Source organism: Streptomyces kronopolitis, from assembly GCF_014646275.1.
GTDB lineage: Bacteria > Actinomycetota > Actinomycetes > Streptomycetales > Streptomycetaceae > Streptomyces > Streptomyces kronopolitis.
In genome coordinates, this window is record NZ_BMND01000004.1 from 112,743 (window position 1) to 134,258 (window position 21,516).

A 21,516-nucleotide genomic window follows, 5' to 3' on the forward strand; every position below is an offset into this window, starting at 1 on the left:
CGCGCTCAGAGCGCCAGCACCGTCTTGCCCTGCGCCCGGCCGGTGCGGCTGGCGGCCAGGGCCTCCGGCGCCTCCTCCAGCGGGACCTCGCGGCCCACCAGGACCGTCAGCCGGCCCGCGTCGACGTGTCCGGCGAGGATCTCCAGCAGCTGCGGGGAGGGGCGGTTGACGAAGTTGAAGCCGCGCAGGTTGTGCTCGGTCAGCTCGTCCGCGTCGGCCGAGCCGATGAGCGAGACGGCGATGCCCCCGTCGCGCACGGTCCGGGTCATCTTGGCGAAATCCTCGGGCCCGCCGGTCATGTCGATCAGCACGTCGACCCCGTCCGGATGGGCCGCCAGCACCTGGTCGGCGACCGACCCCGCGGTGTGGTCGACGGTCTCCGCGGCGCCCAGGGTGCGCATCAGCTCCGCCTTGGCGGGGCGGGCGGTGGCGATCACCTCCGCGCCGCGGCCGGCCGCGAGCTGAGTGGCGAAGGTGCCGACGCCGCCGGTGGCACCGACGATCAGCACCCGGCGGCCCTCGCCCACCCGGGTCTCCTCCACCAGGTTGTACGCGGTCATGCCGGCCGTCGGCAGCGCCGCGGAGCTGGCGTAGGTGACGCTGCGGGCGGCGTGCGCGATGCGGTCCTCGTCGGCGAGGGCGAGTTCGCCGTACGAACCGCCGCCCTGCGCCGGCCGCTGGAACTGCCCGAACACCGCGTCGCCGATGGTGAACCGCCGTACCCCCGACCCGATCGCGAGCACCTCACCCGCCCCGTCCGACCCCAGGACCAGCGGGAACGAGGCCGGCATGGCATCCCCGAACATCCCGTCGGCGATCTTCCAGTCGATGGGGTTGAGTCCGGCGGCGGCCAGCCGCACCAGGACCTCACCGGGCCCTGGTTCGGGCTGTGGCAGATCCATGAGCTGCGGCTGTGCACCGAATGCGCTGACTGCTACGGCTCTCATGTGGCGTTCCCTTCCACCCTTCCGACCGGTGGCCGAAGTGGATCGTAAGCACGGGGGCGGGGCCGGACGCGGCAGGAGGGGAGGCGGTGCGGCGGAAGCAACTCGTACGGCCCCCCGGGCAGGGCCGCCTGGCCGCCGGGCGGACCCGGGGTGGTGAATTCCCCGGCCCGCGGGTCGCCGCCGCAGGAGCGTCCGGCGGCCGGACGCGGCGGCTCGGGTACACATGACGCCATGCGCGTTCTGGTGGTGGAGGACGAGGAGTTCCTCGCGGACATGATCGTCTCGGGGCTGCGCCGCGCGGCGCTCACGGTGGACATCGCCCACAGCGGCCGCGGGGCACTGGACCGGCTGCGGCGCGACGCCTACGACGTCCTCGTCCTGGACCAGGATCTGCCCGGCCTGCACGGTGACGAGGTCTTCCGGTACGTGGTGGAACAGGCGCTGCCGACCCGGGTGTTGCTGCTGGTCGCGTCCGGCCCGGCGCCCTCTCCCGGCGGCCGGGAGCCCGGCGCCGACGACCTGCTGACCAAGCCGTTCGCGTTCGACGTGCTGCGCGACCGGGTGCTGGCACTGGGCCACAGCGCCCGCTCCGGACGGCCGCCGGTGATCGAGCGGGCCGGTGTCCGCCTCGACACCGGGCGCCGGCTGGCCGTCCGCGACGGCCGGCCGCTGGCGCTGTCCCGCAGGGAGTTCGGCGTGCTGGAGGTGCTGCTGCGTGCCCAGGGCGCGGTGGTCGGCGACGACGAGCTGATCGAGGAGGTGTGGGAGGAGCAGCCCCGCCACCGCACCAACGCCGTCCGCGTCACGCTCGGCACCCTGCGCGCCAAGCTCGGCGACCCGCCGGTGATCGAGGCCGTGCCGGGCGCCGGATACCGGATGGGCGGCGGGCCGGCGGCGGGTGACGCCCCCTCGGCGAGCGGCGAGCCGGCGGCGGGCGCCCTCGGCTGAACCGGTGCCCCGGCCTCCGCTGACGGCCCGTCCGGACCCGCCCCACCCGATTGCCCGTAAGACGGGTCGGGCCGCTAACCCCGGGATTCAATGGCGCAATGATCCGGTTCGACTCCGTCACCAAGCGCTACCCCGACGGGACCACCGCCGTCGACGACCTCTCCTTCGAGGTCCGCGAGGGTGAGCTGGTGACGCTGGTCGGGCCGTCCGGCTGCGGCAAGACGACGACCATGATGATGGTCAACCGGCTGATCGACCCCACCCGCGGCCGGATCAGCGTCGACGGGGCCGACATCGCCGGCGTCGACCCCGTCCGGCTGCGCCGCCGGATCGGCTACGTCATCCAGCAGACCGGCCTCTTCCCGCACCGCACCGTGCTGGACAACACCGCCACCGTGCCCTTTCTGACCGGCTGGAAGAAGGCCAGGGCGCGCGAGCGGGCCGCCGAACTCCTCGACCTGGTCGGCCTGGACCCCGGCGTCTACGGCTCCCGCTACCCCGATCAGCTCTCCGGCGGCCAGCGCCAGCGGGTCGGGGTGGCCCGTGCGCTCGCCGCCGACCCGCCGGTGCTGCTGATGGACGAGCCGTTCGGCGCGGTCGACCCGGTCGTCCGCGACCGGCTCCAGAAGGAGTTCCTGCGGCTCCAGGCCGGCATGCACAAGACCGTGCTGCTGGTCACCCACGACATCGAGGAGGCCATCCGGCTCGGCGACCGGATCGCGGTCTACGGGGAGGGCCGGATCGAGCAGTACGACACCCCGGCGAACGTGCTCGGCGCCCCCGCCACGCCCTATGTCGCCGAATTCGTCGGCACCGACCGCGCGTTGAAGCAGCTCTCGGTCACCGCCATCGACCGCGCCGACCTCGAACGCCCTCCGTTCGCCCGGCTCGGCGAGCCCGCCGCGGACGCCATGACCCGGCTGCGGACCGAAGGCGCCCGCTGGGCCGTGGTCCTCGACGAGGAGGGCGAACTGCACGGCTGGGTGGGCACGGAGGAGCTGGTGGGGGCGGCCGGCACGGTCGCCGGGCACGCCCGGCGGATGGAGGCCTGGGTCCCGGTGACCGGCACCCTCAAGGACGCCTTCAGCGAGATGCTCAAGCACGACGCCGGCTGGATCGCGGTCCTGGACGGCCACCGCTTCCTGGGCGTCCTCACCCCGACCGCGCTCCACGAGGCGCTGCGCCGCACCATCGGCCGGGGCAAGCGGGGCGTACCGCGGGAGCGGGACGAGGTGGACTCCGTGCCGACGCAGTGAGCGCGTCGCGCGAGAGGGGGAGCGAGGGGGAGAGCGGCTGTTTCACGTGAAACACCCGCCGCGCCGACCGTGCCGTGCCGCCGCGGTCACCCCTTCGGCAGCAGCCCCTTCGATCGCAGGAAGGCGCGGGCCACGTCCTCGGGCAGCCGCCGCCAGCTGTCCACCTGCTCGTTGAGGTATGCCAGATCGGCGGTGGTGAGCACCTTGCCGAGGCGGTTGAGCGCGGCGGCCACCCGTGCGCTGCCGGCGCGGGAGCGGTTGACGACCGGGAGGACGTAGTCGGCGTTCTGCAGCTTCTTGTCGTCGGTGAGCAGCACCAGACCGAACTTGTCGAGGGTGGCATCGGTGCTGGTGGTCAGCATCATCTGGTCCTGCCCGTTCTGCACGGCCCGCTTGGCGGGGGTGGTGCCGACGCCCTTCGGGTCGATGGCGGTGATGTGGATCCCGTACTTCTTCCGCAGCCCCGGCGCGCAGAACGGCCGCTGGACACACTCGTCACCCGCCGCCAGGCGCACCGGCAGCTTGGACCGGCCCAGGTCGCTGAGGGTCTTGAGGTGGTGCTTGCGGGCGTAGGCGGCGCTCACCGCGAAGGCGTTCTGGTCGACGGCCCGGCCGGCCGGGAGCACGGTCAGCCCGCGGGGGGCGGCCAGCCGGCGCAGCGCGGCCATGGTGACGCCGAGATCGGGCGAGGCGACCGGGGCCGCCTTGGAGCCCTTGTTCTTGGTGTTGAGCCAGTCCGCGAAGGTCGCGGCGTACTCGGGGACGACATCGATCTGCCCGGCCTCCAGGGCGGGTTCGTACAGCTCACGGTTGCCGACGGTCACCACATGGGTGCGGTAGCCGGCGTGGTCGAGCAGCGCCGCGTACATCTGGGCGAGCAGCTCGCTCTCGGTGAACCCGGCCGAGCCGATGGCCAGCTCGTGGCTGTCGCCGGGGGAGCTGGTGATCGCGGAACGGGTCTCCAGGGACGGCCCGCCGGCGCAGGCCCCGAGCCCGACGACGGCGAGGAGCACCAGGACCGGCCCGGCGGCCCTCACCGGGCCTGCCCCCGCACCCACCCCGGCGCGCGCCGCTGCACCAGCTCGAAGGCCGCCTCCATCAGCAGGGCGAACACCGCGACCAGTACGGCGCCTGCGACCACCTGCGGGGTGCTGGCCAGGTTGAACCCCGCGGTGATGATCCGCCCCAGCCCGCCACCGCCCACCAGCGCCGCCAGCGTCGCCGTGGCCACCAGCTGGACCGCGGCGATCCGGATGCCGGTCAGCACGAGCGGGAAGGCGAGCGGCACCTCCACCCGCCGTACCAGCTGCAGCCCCGTCATCCCCATGCCGCGCGCGGCCCGCACCACGTTCTGGTCCACCTCCCGCATCCCGACGTATGCGTTGGTCAGCAGCGGCGGAATGGCGAACAGCACCAGCGCAATGATCGTCGGCCACTGACCGTACCGCCCGAGGGGCGTGAGCAGCAGCAGGACCAGGACGGCGAAGGTGGGCACCGCCCGGCCGACGTTGGCGAGGTTGACGGCCAGCGCACCGCCGCGCCCGAGATGGCCGAGGGTCAGCGCGACCGGCAGCGCGATCAGGGCGCTGAGGACCAGGCAGGCGAAGGTGAGCACCACATGCTGTTCGAGGCGGTGCCAGACGCCGTTCTCGCCGGACCAGTTGGCGGCGGTGGTCAGCCAGGACCAGACCGCGGCGAGGGTGCTCACGCCCGCCGCCCGACGGCCGCGGCCGGCTCTTCCGTCGCCGCCGTGGCCCGACGGCGCACCCCGCGCACCCGCGTCCGCCGGTGCGTCCGGCGCCAGGGCGTGAGCAGCCGCTCCGCACCGAGCAGCAGCAGATCGAGGACGACCGCGATGAGCACGCAGAGCACCGACGCGGTGAGTACCTGCGCCTTGAAGAAGGAGTTCATCCCGGCGTAGATGAGGTTGCCCAGCCCGCCGTATCCGACGATCGCGCCGACGGTGGTGAGCGCGACCGCGGAGACCGTGGCGATCCGCAGCCCGGCCATCGCGGCCGGCACGGCCAGCGGCAGCTCCACGGTCAGCAGTTGGCGCATCGGCCCGTACCCCATGCCGCGGGCGGCCTCCGTGGCCTCGGCGGGGACCCCGTCCAGCCCCGCCAGGATGTTTCGCACGAGCAGGGTGAGGGAGTACAGGGCCAGGCCGACCACGACGAGGGTGGCGGACAGCCCGTAGACCGGCAGCAGCAGGGAGAACATCGCCAGCGACGGGATCGTGTAGATCACCGTGGTGATGCCGAGCACCGGCCCGGCCGTCCAGCGCCGGCGGCGGGCCAGCAGTGCCAGCGGGACCGCGATCACCAGCCCGAGCGCCACCGAGGACAGCGTCAGCTGCAGATGCTGGGCGACCGCGTCGAGCAGGATCTGCTGACGGGTACGCAGATAGTCGCCGCAGATCCAGTCGTTTCGGGCCAGGCAGTCGTCCGGCGGCGGTGCGGTCACGGTACGAGTCCACCCCGGCGGGCGCGGAGTGTCGCGGCGGACGCGTCCGATCGGGGTGGCCTATCCGGGTGGCCGCTCGGGGTGGCTGAGAAGCGCGGCTACACGGTGGTCACGGTCTCCCGGCTGCTCGCCCCGGCGAAGCCGCGGCCGGGGATGGTCCACCGGCCGTAGCGGCGACGGGGGCGGGTTCCGCGGGGCCCGGCCCACCGCGCGCGGGCCTGCCGGCCGGCCGTCGCCGGTCACGCCGTCCCGCCGCGGTCACTCCGTCCCGGCCCCGGCGGTCCCCGCTCCGGCGGTCCCGGCCCCGGCGGTCCCGGCCCTGGCGGTCCCGGCCCCGGCGGTCTCGGTAGGCCCCACCGGACCCCGGTTCCGCAGCCGGTGCCACCAGTGCCGGCGCCGCGGGTGCACGGCGCGGCCCAGTCGGCGGCCCAGCAGCAGATAACCGAGCAGCGCGCCGGTGCAGTTGAGGATCACGTCGTCGATGTCGAAGGCGCGGCCGGTGATCAGCGCCCCCTGCACCAGTTCCACCAGCAGCATCACCAGCGCCGTCGCCACCCCCACCCGCACCAGCCCGCGGGCCTTCGGCAGCAGCACCGGGAGCAGCACCCCGAACGGCATCCCCAGGACGACATTGCCGCCCAGCTGCTTGGCCGCGTCGGCCGCCGTCGACTGGGTGAAGTAGCTCCGGATCGAGTCGCCCGGGCGGAGGTTGGGGTGGGTGAGCGGTACCGACGCCGCCGACGGGGTCAGCGTGACCCGCGCCAGCGCCACCGCGAAGGCCACCATCGCGGCGAACGCCAGCACCAGCAGCAGGATCCGGACGGCCAGTGGAGCCCGCGCGGCGACCGGTGACCACCCGGCCCCGCCACCTTGTTCCGTACGCGCCATGACGATCTCCCGGTGTCCGAGAAGGGCCGTGCGCCCCGATGGCAGGTGCGGGTACCCCCGGTCGCGGCGATCATGCGGGACGGCCGGCCGCCCCGCGCCGGACCGGGCCACGACACACGGCAGGGGCGCCGGATCGCTCCGGCGCCCCTGCTCGGTTCCCCGCGGTGCGCGCCTGCTCGGCCCGCCCGCGGACGTCTCACCCGCGGCTCACCCCCGCGGGCGCTCCGCCTCCACCCGCCGGCGTCCCTTGTCGTCGGCCCCGGCCGGCGACTTGGACGGCCCGGCCTGCGGCCCCGCGGCACCGCCCTTGCCCGCTCCGGGCTTCCGCGGCGGGGCGGCCTGGGTGTCCTGCGGGAAGGTCAGCTGCTGGCTCTGCCACTCCAGCGCCGGGACGACCTCGCGCCGCCAGGTCGTGAACTGGTGGCTGCCCTGCGGCAGGATGATCGAGTCGACCGTCATCGGCGGCTTGACCGCGTGCACGAAGTCCATCGTGGCGCCGTAATCCGCCTCGCCCTTGCGGCTGCTGGCCACCAGCGCGGAGATCTGCGGGGTGGGCAGGTGCTTCAGCCGCCACAGCAGGTCGTGCTCGTGCTCGCGCTTGGCGCCCTCGGGGCCCGGGCCGAACAGGCTGCCGGTGGTCAGGTCGTCCTTGATCGCGTAGTCGCCCGAGAGCGAGACCGCCGAGGTGTAGGCCTTCGGGTTGCGCATCGCCAGCTGGAGCGAGCAGGTACCGCCGGACGAGTAGCCGAACGCGCCCCAGGCGCTGGGGTCGTGGCCCACCCGGTAGGTCGCCTTCATGGCGTCCGGCAGGTCCTTGGTGAAGAAGGTCTCGGCCTGCGGCCCGCCCGGCACGTCGACGCACTCGGTGTCCCGCGGCGGCGCGATGGTCGGCCGCACCATGACGATCACCGTCGGCTGCATCCGGCCCTGCGCGATCAGCCGGCCCGCGTTCTGCGGCACCTGGAGGTGCTGGGCGAGGTTCATGATGCCGCCGGGGTAGCCGCTGATGACGACCATGACGGGGAAGCGCTGACGGCGGAACTGCTGCTGGAAGTACTGCGGCGGCAGATAGACGAAGCCGGGGTTGATGGCCCGCGTGCGGCGGCCGATGATCCGCACGGACTCGACCTTGCCCACCTTGTCGGCGGGGCCCTTGGGCAGCCCGGTCACCCGGTCGAGGCCCTGCGGCCCCGCGGGCTGGATCAGCCCGCCCTTCATGTTGCCCACCGAGGCGTACTGGCCGCCGCCCTGGCTCACGGACACCGGGGCCTTGTCGTTGTTGCCCAGCAGCTCGTCCCAGTTGCCGTAGAACTCGAAGTTCGTGTTCACGGCGAGGGCGAGCGCGCACACGATCGACAGCTGGGTGACCGCGATGGCCCCCAGTCTGCCCAGGACCGGGCCGACCCCGCGTCGTGACAACCGGGGCCAGAGCCACACCGTGGCGGCCACACTCGCCACCGCCAGCACGATCACCGTGTACTCGAGCGACTGACTGGTCAGCCCCATGCGCCCACATCTCCCGTCACCCGCGAAAGGGTTCTTGCCTTCTTACGGCCGCCTAAGGCACAACGTGCGGCTCAGGACAATGGTCACCGGAGAAGATGGGCACACCTGCGCATCGGATACCTGAACGACCCAGTTCTTACCTCGCTCTTGCCACATCGTTTCCGCGGCGTGATGTGCGACGGGGGCCATCGGCGCTCGCGAAGGCGCGGCGAGCGCGGCGCGGATGGCGCGCCCGTCGACCCAAAAGCCCAGGTCAGTGAGGTGTTCGGCAGCAGGGCACGGGGCCGGCGGCCCGGACACCCGCGCCTCGGGCCGTCCCTCCCACCCCGCACATCCCGCCACTTCACAAATGGCCGAATCAACTTCCCTTCCCCGTGCGCTCCTTGCGACACCTGACGCGCTCTCCGCCGACGCGTCCGCCGAAGCCCGTCCCGCGGTTCCCGGCTATATGGTGCGCGGTACGCATTTCGCCGAATTATTGCTCCCTATTCTTCCCGATGTGCGGTGTGCTGCATATGGGCGAGTAATGCGTTGTTCGGGTGCACTGTCGCGATGCATGACGCACTGCTTCCTTTGCGACGCTTTCTGCGTGATGCGCCCTTCGCCGGGCGAATACCGGGGTCCGGTCCGTGAAATGCCGTGGGGAGATTCGGCGAAGAGAGGGACGGTCCGTCAGAACCCCCGAAAGGCCCGCCCGTACCGCCCGCGACCTCGTACGCAGGGCGAATGCGGCGGCGGGCCACCGCCGGGCTCCTGGCCGAAACCCATCGCCCCCGTAACACCCCCGGATGGCCCACCACACAAGGCGCGGGGTCCCACGATGAGGCCGGTCCCGGCCGCTACGCTTACGTATCCGTCCTGGTCAGGGACATGTCTGTGCTTCACGGACAAAGGCCGCACCCACCACACGCAAGAGAGGTTCGCCGATGGGCATTCGGAGTCTGCTGCGCAACGCTTTCGGTCGCTCCAAGGCGACCCGCGAAGAAACCGGCGCGGCCCCGAGCGGCGCCGGCACCACCCCGGAGTCCGCGACCATTCCCGAGGCCCGCGAGGAGTCCGTTCCGGCCCCCTCCGCTCCGGCCCCGGAAGCCGAGGTCCCGGCCGCACGGACGGCACCCCCCGCCGCCACGGACGCTCCGGCCGACGACCCGGCCCCGGCGGCCCCCACGCTGCCGGCCCAGGGCAGCCGCCCCGATGTCGCGGAGCGCGCGGCGGAGACCTCCGCGGCGCGGGAGGAGTCCGCAGCACGGGACGAGGCCGAGGCGCGGGACGGGGCCGCGGTGGAGTCCGTCGACGAGGCCGAGGTGCGGGACGAGGCCGTGACCGACCTCGTGAGCCAGGCCTTCGACAACCCCACGCCGCCGGCCGCGGAGCCGGAGCCCGAGGCAGCGACGGAAGCCGAGCCCGAGCCGAAGGCCGCGGCCACCGAGACCGAGGCCGTCGCGGAGCCCGCGCCCGAGCCGGAGGCCGTCGCGGAGCCGGAGCCCAAGCCGGCGTCCGAGCCCGAGGCAACGACGGAGGCCGAGGCAGCGGCGGAAGCCGCCCCCGAGCCGCAGCCCGCCCCCGAGCCCGCCCCGGCCCCCGAGCCCGTGGCCACCGCCGCCGCGGACACCACCGCCGCGGACACCACCGGCACCGCCACGCCCCCCGCCCTCGTCAGCCTCGTGAAGTCCGCGGCCGCCACCCTGGACAAGCACGGCCTCGGCACCCAGCGCGCCGCCGTCTACCTGGTCCTCGACCGCTCCGGCTCGATGCGCAACTACTACAAGGACGGCACCGTCCAGAACCTCGCCGAGCAGGCGCTGGCCCTGGCCACCCGGTTCGACGACGACGCCACCGTCCCGGTCGTCTTCTTCTCCACCGACGTCGACGGCACCGCCGACCTCGACCTCACCAACTACGAGGGGCGCATCGCGGAACTGCACGCCGGCCTCGGGCACATGGGCCGGACGAACTACCACTGGGCCATCAACGCCGTCATCGAGCACTACAAGAAGTCCGGCTCCACCGCGCCGGCCTTCGTCATCTTCCAGACCGACGGCGCCCCGACCTCCAAGCCGGCCGCCGAGAAGGCGCTCTGCGAGGCGGCCGGGCTGCCCCTCTTCTGGCAGTTCGTCGGCTTCGGCGACCCGGACGCCAAGGGCTTCGACTTCCTCCGCAAGCTCGACGACCTGAGCGTCCCGGAGAAGCGGGTCATCGACAACGCCGGCTTCTTCCACGCCGGCCGCGACCCCCGCGGCCTCTCCCACGACGAGCTCTACCAGCAGCTCATGGTCGAGTTCCCCGAGTGGCTCGCCGAGGCCCGCGGCGCCGGCATCCTCAAGGACAGCTGACCCCCGCTCCGCTCACCCCACGTCACCGGCCGCGGGCGGGCCCCACCGGCCCGGCCGCGGCCGCTGTCGTACGCCCCCGCACGCACCACCCCACGGGGCGCCTCTCCCGCCCCGCCCGGCTCCCTGACCACACGAGAGGCGAGCGCCCGCCCCGCTACCTACGCTGAATGGGTGACATGCCCCGTGTGATCCGGTTGCTCCGGTGTGGGCGGCGAGGTGGGCGGGGTGGCCCTACCAGCCGAGCGAGGCCGGTCGTGATGAGTGACGCGAGCCAGCAGGGAGCCGCCGCCGGCGCTCCCGGCGCCAGCACTCCCAGCTGGGCCGTGGCGGCCCCGCCCGATCCGCGGCGCTGGTGGGCGCTGGTGGTGATCGCCATCGCGCAGCTCATGGTGGTGCTGGACGCCACGATCGTGAACATCGCGCTGCCCTCGGCCCAGCGCGACCTGGGGATCTCGGACGCGAACCGGCAGTGGGTGATCACGGCGTACACGCTCGCCTTTGGCGGGCTGCTGCTGCTCGGCGGCCGGATCGCCGACCTGGTCGGGCGGAAGAAGACGTTCATGATCGGCCTGGTCGGGTTCGCGGCCGCGTCGGCGCTGGGCGGAGCGGCCACCGGCTCCGCGATGCTGTTCGGGGCGCGGGCGCTCCAGGGCGCCTTCGGGGCGCTGCTGGCGCCGTCCGCGCTGTCGCTGCTGACCACGACGTTCACCATCGGCAAGGAACGCAGCAAGGCCTTCGGCATCTACGGGGCCATCGCGGGCGGCGGCGCGGCCATCGGCCTCATCGCCGGCGGGCTGCTGACCCAGTACCTGACCTGGCGCTGGTGCCTGTACGTGAACGTGCCGGTCGCGGTGATCGCGTTCACCGGCGCCGCCGTGTTCCTGCGCGACAAGCCCGAGCGGGACCGCGTCCACCTGGACGTTCCCGGCGTGCTGCTGGGCTGCGGCGGCCTGGTCGCGATCGTCTACGCGTGCAGCGAGGCGGAGCCGCGGGGCTGGGCTGACGGGCTGGTCATCGGGCTGCTGGCCGGGGGTGTGCTGCTGCTGGCCGCCTTCGCCTGGTGGCAGACGCGGGCGCGCCATCCCCTGCTGCCCCTGCACATCGTGCGGAACCGGAACCGCGGCGGCGCCTTCCTGACGATGGCCCTGGCGGTCATCGCGCTGTTCGGGATGTTCCTGTTCATGACGTACTACCTGCAGACCGTGCTCGGCTACTCCCCGGTGAAGACCGGAATGGCGTTCCTGCCGATGGTGGCGGCGATCGTGATCGGTTCGACGCAGATATCGGCGCGGCTGCTGCACCGCGTCCCGCCGCGGTTCCTGATGGTCCCGGGCGCGCTGCTGGCCGCCGCGGGGCTCTTCACGCTGCGGTACCTGACCGCCGCGCCCGCCTATGTCTCGCACGTCCTTCCGGCCATGCTGCTCGTCGGTCTCGGCATGGGCCTGACCTTCATGCCGGTGATGGCGACGGCCACGTCCGGGGTGGCGCCGCACGACTCCGGGGTCACCTCCGCGACGGTCAACACCGCGCAGCAGGTGGGCGGTTCGATCGGGACGGCGCTGCTGAACACGATCGCGACCTCGGCGAGCGCGACCTTCATCGCGAGCCGGCTGGCGGACGCGGCGCGGCGGGCCGGCGGCCCCGGGGGGCTGACCCCGGCGGTGCGCGACGGGATCGTGACGACCGGGGTCGTGCACGGGTTCACCATCGCCATCGGGGTGGGGTCGGCCGTGATGCTGCTGGCCGCCCTGGTCGCCGGGCTGATGGTCAACGGCCGGCCCGCGAAGCAGGGTCAGGTGCCGACGTCGGACAGCGCCGAGTCGGCGGACGCCGCGGTGTGAGGGCGGCCCCGCGGGCGAGGCCCCGGGGCCTGCGGAGAGCCGCCGGTGTCCGGCGGCGGGGCACTGTCCAGCCCGTGTCCACCCTGTAAAAGCCCGCGCGGGCACCCCCGGGCCGTCCAGTACGATATTGACGTTCCGTAAAGCAAATCCTCACTCACCGTAGCGACTTGGGAGCAGCCGGCAATGGCTCGACACCTCATCACCAGCGCCCTTCCGTACATCAACGGGATCAAGCACCTGGGCAACATGGTGGGGTCCATGCTCCCGGCGGATGTGTACGCCCGCTATATGCGGCAGCGCGGGCACGAGGTGCTCTACATCTGCGCGACGGACGAGCACGGGACCCCCGCCGAGCTGGCGGCCAAGGACGCGGGGCAGTCGGTCGACGCCTTCTGCGCCGAGCAGCACGACAAGCAGAAGGCGATCTACGACGGCTTCGCCCTCGACTTCGACTACTTCGGCCGGAGCTCCTCGCGGGAGAACGTCGAGCTGACCCAGCACTTCGCCCGCAAGCTGCACGAGAACGGCTTCATCGAGGAGCGGGCGATCCGCCAGGTCTTCTCGGTCACCGACGACCGCTTCCTGCCGGACCGCTACATCGTCGGCACCTGCCCGCACTGCGGCTACGACAAGGCCCGCGGCGACCAGTGCGAGAACTGCACCCGGGTGCTCGACCCCACCGATCTGATCGACGCCCGCTCGGCGATCAGCGGCAGCGGCGATCTGGAGGTGCGGGAGACCAAGCACCTCTTCCTGCTCCAGTCGAAGCTGCAGCACGAGGTCGAGGGCTGGCTGGAGGGCAACGGCAGCAAGGAGTGGCCGACGCTGGCCTCGTCCATCGCGCACAAGTGGCTGACCGAGGGCCTCCAGGACCGGGCGATCACCCGCGACCTGGACTGGGGCGTTCCGGTGCCGGCCGATGTGTGGCCCGAGCTGGCCGCCGAGGGCAAGGTCTTCTACGTGTGGTTCGACGCGCCGATCGAGTACATCGGCGCGACGAAGGAGTGGGCGGACGCCGCCTCCGACGGGAGCCGCGACTGGAAGTCGTGGTGGTACGAGGCCGAGAACGTCCGGTACACGCAGTTCATGGCCAAGGACAACGTCCCGTTCCACTCGGTGATGTTCCCGGCGACCCAGCTGGGCACCCGCGAGCCGTGGCAGAAGGTCGACTTCCTCAAGGCCTTCAACTGGCTGAACTACTACGGCGGGAAGTTCTCCACCTCCCAGCGCCGCGGCATCTTCACCGACGCGGCGCTGGAGCTGCTGCCGGCCGACTACTGGCGCTACTTCCTGATCGCCAACGCCCCCGAGTCGGACGACACCTCCTTCACCTGGGAGCTGTTCTCCTCGTCGGTCAACAAGGACCTGGCCGACACCCTCGGCAACTTCGTCAACCGCGTGCTGTCGTTCTCCCGGAAGCGCTTCGGCGACGAGGTGCCCGCGGGCGCCGAGGCCGGGGCCGCCGAGCAGAAGCTGGGCGCGGAGATCGCCGGGCTGCTGGCCGAGTACGAGGGCCACATGGACGCCCTCCAGTTCCGCAAGGCCGCCGCCTCGCTGCGCGCCCTGTGGAGCGCGGGCAACTCCTACCTGGAGGAGAAGGCCCCGTGGCTGGAGATCAAGACGGACAAGGACGCGGCGGCGCTGACGCTGCGCACGGCGATGAACCTGATCCACCTCTACGCGGTGGTCTCCGAGCCGTTCATCCCGTCCTCGGCCAAGGCCATGCGCAGCGCCTTCGCGCTGGAGGACGACACCGCGGTGTGGGTCTCCCCGGAGGAGGCCGAGGCGCTGGCCTCGGTGCCGGCCGGGACGCCGTTCACCGTGCCGCCGGTGCTCTTCGCGAAGATCACCGAGGAGGACCTGGAGTCCTACCGCGCCCGCTTCGGCGGCGCCGAGGAGTAGGCCTCCCCGCATCCGCGCGCACGCGCCCGTCCGGCCCCCGCGGCCGGGCGGGCGCCCGCGTGTGCGGCCCCGCAGGCGACCCGGCTCAGGGCCGGGCCGGCGGCGACACATAGGCGCTCAGCCGCGCCAGGCCCGGCACCGGCCGCAGCGGGACCGGCCGCCAGCCCCGGGCGTAGGCGGGCGGCTTGCCGCCGGTGAGCAGCAGGACCGCGGCCGGGCGGTGCGCGCCCAGGCGGGCCAGCGCGGCGGGGCTGATGCCGGCGTCATGGCCGGACGGCTGCCGGGACGCGCAGCCCGCCCGGTACGCCACCCGCACCGCCTCCTCGCCGCTGACCACGCACGGCGGCCGGACCCCGGCGTCCCGCAGCATCCCGGCGATCCGGTCGATGCCGGTCTGCGCCCGCGCGGTGCTCTGCACCATCCGGTGCACGATCATCAGCTGGACCACCTCATGGCCGAGCAGCACCAGCACCAGGGCGGCCACCGCCCAGCCGTGCCGGCGGCGCGGCAGCCGGGTCAGCCAGGACAGGAACCAGGCGGCCGGCATCAGCAGCAGGGCGTAGGCGGGCAGCAGGAACCGGGGCGCGGCGTAGTCCACGGTCAGGAGGTAGGGGGCGGCGAGGCACACGCCGACCAGGGCCGCCATGACGAGCGGGGCCGGCCCGGACCCGTGCCGGTCGCCGGCGGGCTCCCGCAGCCGCACCCCGGACCAGGCCGGGCGGCCGCGGGTCGTCGTCCCGGCCGGTCCGGTGCCGTCGGCCGGGGCGGTGATCCGCCGCAGTCCGTCCGGCGGGACGGGTGTCAGCCCGAGCGGATGCCGGCCGGCGCGGCGCGCGGACGGCCAGACCGCTCCGTACCCGTGCGGCGCGCCGCCGGACTCACGCAGGCGCAGCCCCACCCAGAGCGCCCCGATGACGGCCAGCGGCAGCAGGAACCACCACACCGCCGCCTCCGGGTGGTCCCACGCCAGGTGGCAGGGGCGGCAGAGCGTCTTCCCCTGGAGGGCCCGGGCATGGTCGTCGAACGACAGGTGCCAGCCGAGGCCGCCCTGGATCCGCCCGGCCTCCCGCAGCCGGGCGAGCAGCCCGCCGTAGTGCAGATACGCCTCGGCGACCCACTCGGCGCACCCCAGGGCCAGCCCGGCCGGCAGCCCGAGCAGCACGGCGGGGCGCCGCCAGGCCGGTACGCACAGCGCCGCGACGAAGAGCGGCACGGCCAGCCACACGGCGTCGGTGGGGCGCATCAGCGCGGCGAAGGCCACCGCGGCGGCCAGCCCCGCCGCCGCGCCCCGCCCGGCCCGGGGCGCCAGTTGGCGGGGCGGCTGCCGGACGGCCCGCAGGAAGCAGCCGGTGGCGGCGAGCGCGGCGTAGGCGACCCACAGGTTGGGCATCGCCTGCGGCCCGTAGAAGAGCGTGACCCACAGGCCGGCGAAGAGCGCGCCGCCCAGGGCCGGGACGGGCGCGGGCAGCAGGCGCCGCCAGACGCACAGGCAGAGCAGCAGCCCGGCACCGGAGAGCACCGCCAGATAGCAGTGCAGCAGGGGCGCCGAGGTCGTCAGTGCCGCGGCCGGGGCGAGCAGGTAGGAGACCCCGCGGGCCCGCGGGGCGCTGAAGAACGCGGCCGGCCGGTGCGGATCGACCTGGCTGACGTACACCGCCTCGTCCCACCCCAGCCCGGGGGTGACCAGGGCCGAGTAGAGCAGGCAGGCGGTGAAGACGACGGCGACGGCGGCTAGCCACCACAGGTCACGGGCCGGGGCGGAGCGCACCGGCCGGGCCCTCGGCCCGAGGGCGGACGCGGCGGAGAGGAGGCTGGCTTGCTGCATGGGCACCAGAGTGCGGGCGGCGCGGGGGCCCGGCCACACGGGTGGAGCGGTCGGGGCACCCGGCCCGCCGTCGCGGGCCAGCGGCCCGTCCTCCTGCCGGCCGCCCGGCCACCCGGCCGTGTCCCGGGCCCCGGAACGGGCCGGGGCGGCGTTTCACGTGAAACGCCGCCCCTGTGCCTGCCGGGGAATCGCCCCGGGCCGTGCCTACTTCGCCTGCGGCTTGCGGATCGAGAGGTGCAGCTCCTTCAGGCGCGCTTCCTCGACCTCGCTCGGGGCGCCCATCAGCAGGTCCTGGGCGTTGCCGTTGAGCGGGAAGGCGATGGTCTCGCGGATGTTGGGCTCGTCGGCCAGCAGCATGACGATGCGGTCGACGCCCGGGGCGATGCCACCGTGCGGCGGGGCGCCGAACTTGAAGGCGCGGAGCATGCCGCCGAACTCGGCCTCGACGGTCTCCTTGTCGTAACCGGCGATCGCGAAGGCCTTGTACATGACCTCGGGCTCGTGGTTGCGGATCGCGCCGGAGGACAGCTCGGTGCCGTTGCAGACGATGTCGTACTGCCAGGCCAGGATGTCCAGCGGGTCCTTGGTCTCCAGCGCCTCCAGGCCGCCCTGCGGCATGGAGAAGGGGTTGTGCGAGAACTCGATCTTGCCGGTGTCCTCGTCCTTCTCGAACATCGGGAAGTCGACGATCCAGCAGAAGCGGAACTCGTCCTCGACGAAGTGGCCGGCGCGCTTGGCGGCCTCGACCCGGACGGCGCCCATGATCTTGGAGACCTCGTCGAACTCACCGGCGCCGAAGAACACGGCGTGGCCCGGCTTGAGGTCCAGGGCGGACACCAGCGCCTTGGTGTCGTCCTCGGTGAGGAACTTGGCGATCGGGCCGCTGAGGGCGATGGGGGCACCTCCCTGACCCTCAAGGTCTTGGGGGACCTCGCCGACGCGGACCCAGGCCAGGCCCTTGGCGCCCTGCTGGACGGCGAAGTCGCCCAGCTGGTCGAAGAACTTGCGCGGCTGGTCGCCGGTGTCCGGCACGGCCAGGGCGCGGACGTGCTTGCCGGCGAAGGCCTTGAAGCCGGAGCCCGCGAAGACGTCGGAGACGTCCACCAGCTCCAGCTCGGCACGCAGATCCGGCTTGTCGGAGCCGTACTTGAGCATCGCCTCGCGGAACGGGATGCGCGGGAAGGGGGAGGTGACCCTGCGGCCGTTGCCGAACTCGGTGAACAGCTCGGTCATCAGCGTCTCGACGGGCCCGAAGACGTCCTCCTGCTCGACGAAGCTCATCTCGACATCGAGCTGGTAAAACTCGCCCGGCGAGCGGTCCGCGCGGGCGTCCTCGTCGCGGAAGCAGGGCGCGATCTGGAAGTAGCGGTCGAAGCCGGCGATCATCAGCAGCTGCTTGAACTGCTGGGGGGCCTGCGGCAGCGCGTAGAACTTGCCGGCGTGCAGCCGGGAGGGGACCAGGAAGTCGCGGGCGCCCTCGGGGGAGGTCGCGGAGAGGATCGGGGTCGCCATCTCGTTGAAGCCGAGGGCCACCATCTTGTGGCGGATGGCGGAGATGACGGCGGTGCGCAGCATGATGTTGCGGTGCATCCGCTCGCGGCGCAGGTCGAGGAAGCGGTACTCCAGGCGGCGCTCCTCGTTGACGCCGTCGTCCGCGTTGATCGTGAAGGGGATCTGGTCGGCGGCGCCGAGCACCTCGACGTCGGAGACCTCGATCTCGACCTCGCCGGTCGGCAGATCGGGGTTGACGTTGTCGGCGCCGCGCGCGCTGACCTTGCCGTCGATCCGGACGACGGACTCCTTGGTCAGGGAGCCGAGGGCCTCGTTGGCCGGGGTGCCGGGGCGGGCGACGAGCTGGACCAGACCGTAGTGGTCGCGCAGATCGATGAAGAGGATGCCGCCCAGGTCACGTCGATTGTGCAGCCAGCCGCTGAGGCGGACGTCGGTGTCGACGTCCGCGGCTCGGAGCTCGCCGCAGTTGTGGGACCGGTACCGATGCATCGCTCATCCAAGTCGTCGCGAGGTCGAGGTGAGGAGTTGGGAGAGGGAGAGGAAAAGGAGCACGGGCGCGGATGCCCGGTCGCTCTCCCCGTGGATCACCCGAAAGGCCACCCCAGGATTGACATAACCGCTCCAGGTTACCGTCCCGGTCCGCACGCCTTGGTTGACATAGACGCATCAGCGTCGCCGGACCCGGGAGCGGGCGCCCCAACTGGGACGATGGTCACGTCCAGCTCGCTGGCCCGGCCTCGGCAAACGCCCATAAAGTGAGGCAATGCGCACCGAGGATCTCCTGGCCGCCATCGCGACCGGCCTGTGGCGCTGGGACAACGCGTCGGGGCGGGTGACCCTCGACGCCGAAGCCGCCCGGCTGCTCGGGCTGCCCGCCGCCCCCGCCGAGCTGACCGAGGCCGCGGTGCGCTCCCGGTTCCATCCCGTCGACTTCGCCGAGATCAACGGGATCGTGCAGCTCGCCCTCGCCGAGGAGACGCTGGCCGAGGCCCGGCTGCGGATCGTCGACGAGCGCGGGCGGGTGCAGCGCATCGTCCGCACCCGCTCCCGCGCCCGGGCCGTCGACGGCGGCTTCGAACTGGTCGGCACTCTCCAGGAGGTGCCCGAGCCGCAGCCCGGGACCTCCGCCGCGCACACCCCGATCACCGGCGACTGGCGGCGCTCGCGCGAGGCGTTCCTGCTGGACGCGGGCCGGGCGCTGGCCGAGGCGCGGTCCACCGCCGAGGTGCTGCGGGTCGCGGCGGGGCTGTCCATGCCCGGGTTCATGCCGGACGGGCTGGCGGTCTTCGCCATCGAGGGCGACCGGCTGTCGGTCATCGGCCACCACGGCCCCCACGACGCCCACGAGAACGGCGCACCGCCGTTCCCCGCCACGGCGCTGGCCGACCACCACCCGGCCGCCGAGGTCGTCCGCACCGGGCGGGCCCTCTATCTGCCCACCCCCGAGGAGTACAGCCGCCGCTACCCCGCCGTCCGGCCGGTGGACGCCCCCTGCGGGCGCACCTCCTGGGCGTTCGTGCCCCTGGTGAACGCGGGCCGGACCATCGGGGCCTGGATGGCCGCGTTCCTCCAGCCCGTGGCCTTCACCCCCGATGAGCGCTCGGTGCTGACCACCGTCGCCCGGATGCTGGCGCAGGCGCTGGCCAGGGCCGGGATGCAGGAGGAGCAGCAGGAACTGGCGCTGGGACTCCAGCGCAGCATGATGCCGACGGTGCAGCCGGACATCCCCGGGATGACGGTCGCGGCGCGCTATGTCCCCACCGGCGGCGGACTGGAGGTCGGCGGCGACTGGTACGACATGATCCCGCTGCCGTCCGGCCGTCTCGCCCTGGTGATCGGGGACGTCCAGGGGCACGACGTACGGGCCGCGGGCCTGATGGGGCAGTTGCGCATCGCCCTGCGCGCCTACGCCTCCGAGGGGCACCACCCCGACGCGGTGCTCTCCCGCGCCTCCCGGTTCCTGGCCGGGATCAACACGACCGAGCTGCACGGCCACGGCGAGGACCAGCGCTTCGCGACCTGCCTCTACATCGAGGTGGATCCGGCGACGGGGCTGCTGGACATCGCCCGGGCCGGGCACCCCGACCCGGCGATCCTGCTGGGCGACGGCACGGTGCTGGTCCGGCCCACCGCGGGCGGGCTGCCGCTGGGCATCGTCCCGGACACCGACTACCCCACCACCCGGCTCGTCCTGGAGCCCGGCGAGACCATGCTGGTGTGCACCGACGGGCTGATCGAGACCGGCGGCCACGACCTGGACACCGGCTGGGCGCGGCTGCGCGACACCATCGAGGCGCACGAGACCGGGGAGACCGGCGAGCGCGACGAGAGCCTGGAACGGCTCGCCGACGCCCTGGTCCAGGCCGTGCACGGACCGCCCTCGCACCACACCACCGGACCGCTGGTGGACCGCCGGGAGGACGACATCGCCGTCCTCCTGCTGCGCCGCGACGGCGCCGGCTGCGGCATCGGCCCCGGCGGACCGTCGGCCCGGCCGGTGCGGCGCACCGTGCTCACCGTCGCCCAGGCCGAGCCGGAGCGGATAGCCGAGGCGCGCCGGCAGGTGCGTGCGCTGCTGCACGACTGGGCCGACCCGGACCAGGTGGATTCGGCGGTGCTGATGGTCTCCGAGATGGTCACCAACGTGCTGCTGCACACCGACGGGGACGCCCTGCTGGTCGCCGAGGTCACCGGGGAGCGCGGGTCCCGGCGCATCCGGATCGATGTCGCCGACAGCAGCGACGAGTTGCCGCACCGCCGCTGCCCCGGCGAGCTGGCATCGTCGGGGCGCGGTCTGGTGCTGCTGGAACTGCTCGCCGGGGCGTGGGGCGTGGATCCGCGCGGGGACGGCAAGTCGACGTGGTGCGAGCTCTACGAGGACGCCGGCGCGGCGGCCGGCCCGCCGTCCTCGGAGTCCGGTCCCGCGGCGTAGTGCCGCCGCAGCTCGTGGAGCACGCCGGAGAACGCGGCGACCAGCGGCACGGACAGCAGCATGCCGAGGATCCCGGCGAGGCTGGCGCCCGCGGTGATGGCCAGCAGCACGGTCGCCGGATGCATCTGGACGGTGCGGCTCTGGATCATCGGCTGCAGCACATGCCCCTCCAGGACCTGCACGGCCAGCACGACGCCCAGCGCCCACAGCGCGATCACGAACCCGCGGTCGGCCAGCGCCACCAGCACCGCCACGGCCCCGGAGATGAAGGCGCCGAGGTAGGGGATGTAGGCGCCGACGAAGACCAGCGCGCCCAGGCCGACCGCGCCCGGCACCCGCAGGACCAGCAGCCCGACGGTGATGCAGAGGGCGTCGATCAGCGCGATGAAGGTGGTGCCGCGCATGAAGCCCTCGATGCCCTGGAACCCCCGGCGGGCCATCCGCTCCAGCCGCGGCCCGGAGCTGCCCGGCGCCCAGTCGTGCAGCGCCCGCACGGCCTTGTCGGAGTCGCGCAGGAAGAAGAACGTCAGCAGCAGGGCCAGGATCGACGCGGCGATGACCTGCCCGACGACGCTGACCCCGGCCAGCAGCCCGGAGGCCGCGCTGCCGCCGAACTTGGTGGCCAGCTGCTTGGACCGGGAGGCGAGGTCGTCGAGCGAGGTGCCGGCCGCGCCGAAGTGCTCCGTCAGGCTCTTGGCGGCGCTCCGGAGCGAGGTGAGGATCTGGTCACCGGTGTCGACCAGCGCGCTGACCACGATGTATCCGGCGCCGCCGACCACCACCACGAGGACGGCGCAGGTCAGTCCGGCCGCCAGCGAATGGTTGAGCCGCATCGCCACCAGCCGCCGGTAGAGCGGCCCGAGCAGCCCGCTGCCCAGCAGCGCCAGCAGGACCGGGGTGACCGCCGCGCTCAGTTCGACGCACAGCCACACTCCCAGGGCCACCACGGTCGCGAGCAGCAGCACCACCAGGCACCAGGCCGCGGCCCGGCGGGCCGCGACGGGCAGCAGCGGCTCATGGGACCACGGCCGTTCACGCTCGGCGCCGGGCCGGTTGTCGTCCGAGTCGTTTCGCACCCGGACAGTCCACCACGCCCGAAGGCCCGCGCCCGGGCCCCGCAACGGGCCGGTGCGGCGTTTCACGTGAAACGCCGCACCTGGCTG

Annotated in this window: 15 protein-coding genes; 6 read left to right on the forward strand and 9 right to left on the reverse strand. The window is 73.3% G+C overall.

Annotation, left to right across the window (positions count from 1 at the left end):
- Positions 1 to 5 precede the first annotated feature (5 nt).
- Positions 6 to 947 carry an NADP-dependent oxidoreductase gene (locus IEY78_RS06675; RefSeq protein WP_189096645.1) on the reverse strand — a complete coding sequence of 314 codons (942 nt, stop codon included), beginning with the start codon at positions 945 to 947 and terminating at the stop codon, positions 6 to 8.
- A 231-nt stretch (positions 948 to 1,178) separates the two neighbouring features.
- Here IEY78_RS06675 and IEY78_RS06680 point away from each other — a divergent pair, with 231 nt between their 5' ends.
- On the forward strand, positions 1,179 to 1,895 hold the full coding sequence (locus tag IEY78_RS06680) for a response regulator transcription factor (protein WP_189096646.1): 717 nt from the start codon (positions 1,179 to 1,181) through the stop codon (positions 1,893 to 1,895).
- 98 nt (positions 1,896 to 1,993) lie between these two features.
- Positions 1,994 to 3,151, forward strand: coding sequence for an ABC transporter ATP-binding protein (locus IEY78_RS06685; protein ID WP_189096647.1), 1,158 nt, complete (start codon positions 1,994 to 1,996; stop codon positions 3,149 to 3,151).
- Positions 3,152 to 3,237: 86 nt separating this feature from the next.
- Here the strand turns inward: IEY78_RS06685 and IEY78_RS06690 are convergent, their stop codons facing one another.
- The 5 genes from IEY78_RS06690 to IEY78_RS06715 form a co-directional block, all read right to left on the reverse strand.
- Complete coding sequence (locus IEY78_RS06690; protein WP_189096648.1) at positions 3,238 to 4,188, reverse strand: ABC transporter substrate-binding protein; 951 nt, start codon at positions 4,186 to 4,188, stop codon at positions 3,238 to 3,240.
- The gene (locus IEY78_RS06695; RefSeq protein ID WP_189096649.1) at positions 4,185 to 4,859 is read right to left on the reverse strand and encodes an ABC transporter permease; all 675 of its coding nucleotides are present in this window, start codon (positions 4,857 to 4,859) and stop codon (positions 4,185 to 4,187) included. Before IEY78_RS06695 ends, IEY78_RS06690 begins: the two co-directional genes overlap by 4 nt.
- The gene (locus IEY78_RS06700) at positions 4,856 to 5,614 is read right to left on the reverse strand and encodes an ABC transporter permease (RefSeq protein ID WP_189096650.1); all 759 of its coding nucleotides are present in this window, start codon (positions 5,612 to 5,614) and stop codon (positions 4,856 to 4,858) included. The genes IEY78_RS06695 and IEY78_RS06700 overlap by 4 nt, the downstream gene beginning before the upstream one ends.
- 258 nt (positions 5,615 to 5,872) lie before the next feature.
- Positions 5,873 to 6,502, reverse strand: a complete 630-nt coding sequence (locus tag IEY78_RS06710) for a VanZ family protein (RefSeq protein WP_189096651.1) — start codon at positions 6,500 to 6,502, stop codon at positions 5,873 to 5,875.
- Positions 6,503 to 6,709: 207 nt separating this feature from the next.
- A complete protein-coding gene (locus tag IEY78_RS06715; protein WP_189096652.1) occupies positions 6,710 to 8,008 on the reverse strand; it encodes an alpha/beta hydrolase in 1,299 nt (432 codons plus the stop codon).
- A gap of 926 nt (positions 8,009 to 8,934) precedes the next feature.
- Here IEY78_RS06715 and IEY78_RS06720 point away from each other — a divergent pair.
- From IEY78_RS06720 to metG, 3 genes are all read left to right on the forward strand, one after another.
- A complete protein-coding gene (locus IEY78_RS06720) occupies positions 8,935 to 10,341 on the forward strand; it encodes a vWA domain-containing protein (RefSeq protein WP_189096653.1) in 1,407 nt (468 codons plus the stop codon).
- Positions 10,342 to 10,598: 257 nt separating this feature from the next.
- Entirely contained in the window at positions 10,599 to 12,182 is a 1,584-nt protein-coding gene (locus tag IEY78_RS06725; protein WP_229699747.1) for an MFS transporter, read from the forward strand.
- A 183-nt stretch (positions 12,183 to 12,365) separates the two neighbouring features.
- Positions 12,366 to 14,084 (forward strand): methionine--tRNA ligase, encoded by a 1,719-nt coding sequence (metG, locus tag IEY78_RS06730; protein ID WP_189096654.1) that lies wholly within the window; start codon positions 12,366 to 12,368, stop codon positions 14,082 to 14,084.
- An 85-nt stretch (positions 14,085 to 14,169) separates the two neighbouring features.
- Here the strand turns inward: metG and IEY78_RS06735 are convergent, their stop codons facing one another.
- Both IEY78_RS06735 and aspS read right to left on the reverse strand, forming a co-directional pair.
- Positions 14,170 to 15,909 (reverse strand): hypothetical protein, encoded by a 1,740-nt coding sequence (locus IEY78_RS06735; protein WP_189096655.1) that lies wholly within the window; start codon positions 15,907 to 15,909, stop codon positions 14,170 to 14,172.
- A gap of 204 nt (positions 15,910 to 16,113) precedes the next feature.
- Positions 16,114 to 17,910 (reverse strand): aspartate--tRNA ligase, encoded by a 1,797-nt coding sequence (aspS, locus tag IEY78_RS06740; protein WP_189096656.1) that lies wholly within the window; start codon positions 17,908 to 17,910, stop codon positions 16,114 to 16,116.
- A 274-nt stretch (positions 17,911 to 18,184) separates the two neighbouring features.
- Here aspS and IEY78_RS06745 point away from each other — a divergent pair, with 274 nt between their 5' ends.
- Positions 18,185 to 20,353 carry an ATP-binding SpoIIE family protein phosphatase gene (locus tag IEY78_RS06745; RefSeq protein ID WP_189096657.1) on the forward strand — a complete coding sequence of 723 codons (2,169 nt, stop codon included), beginning with the start codon at positions 18,185 to 18,187 and terminating at the stop codon, positions 20,351 to 20,353.
- Here the strand turns inward: IEY78_RS06745 and IEY78_RS06750 are convergent.
- Positions 20,293 to 21,429 (reverse strand): AI-2E family transporter, encoded by a 1,137-nt coding sequence (locus IEY78_RS06750; RefSeq protein WP_189096658.1) that lies wholly within the window; start codon positions 21,427 to 21,429, stop codon positions 20,293 to 20,295. The genes IEY78_RS06745 and IEY78_RS06750 overlap by 61 nt on opposite strands.
- Positions 21,430 to 21,516: the final 87 nt, after the last annotated feature.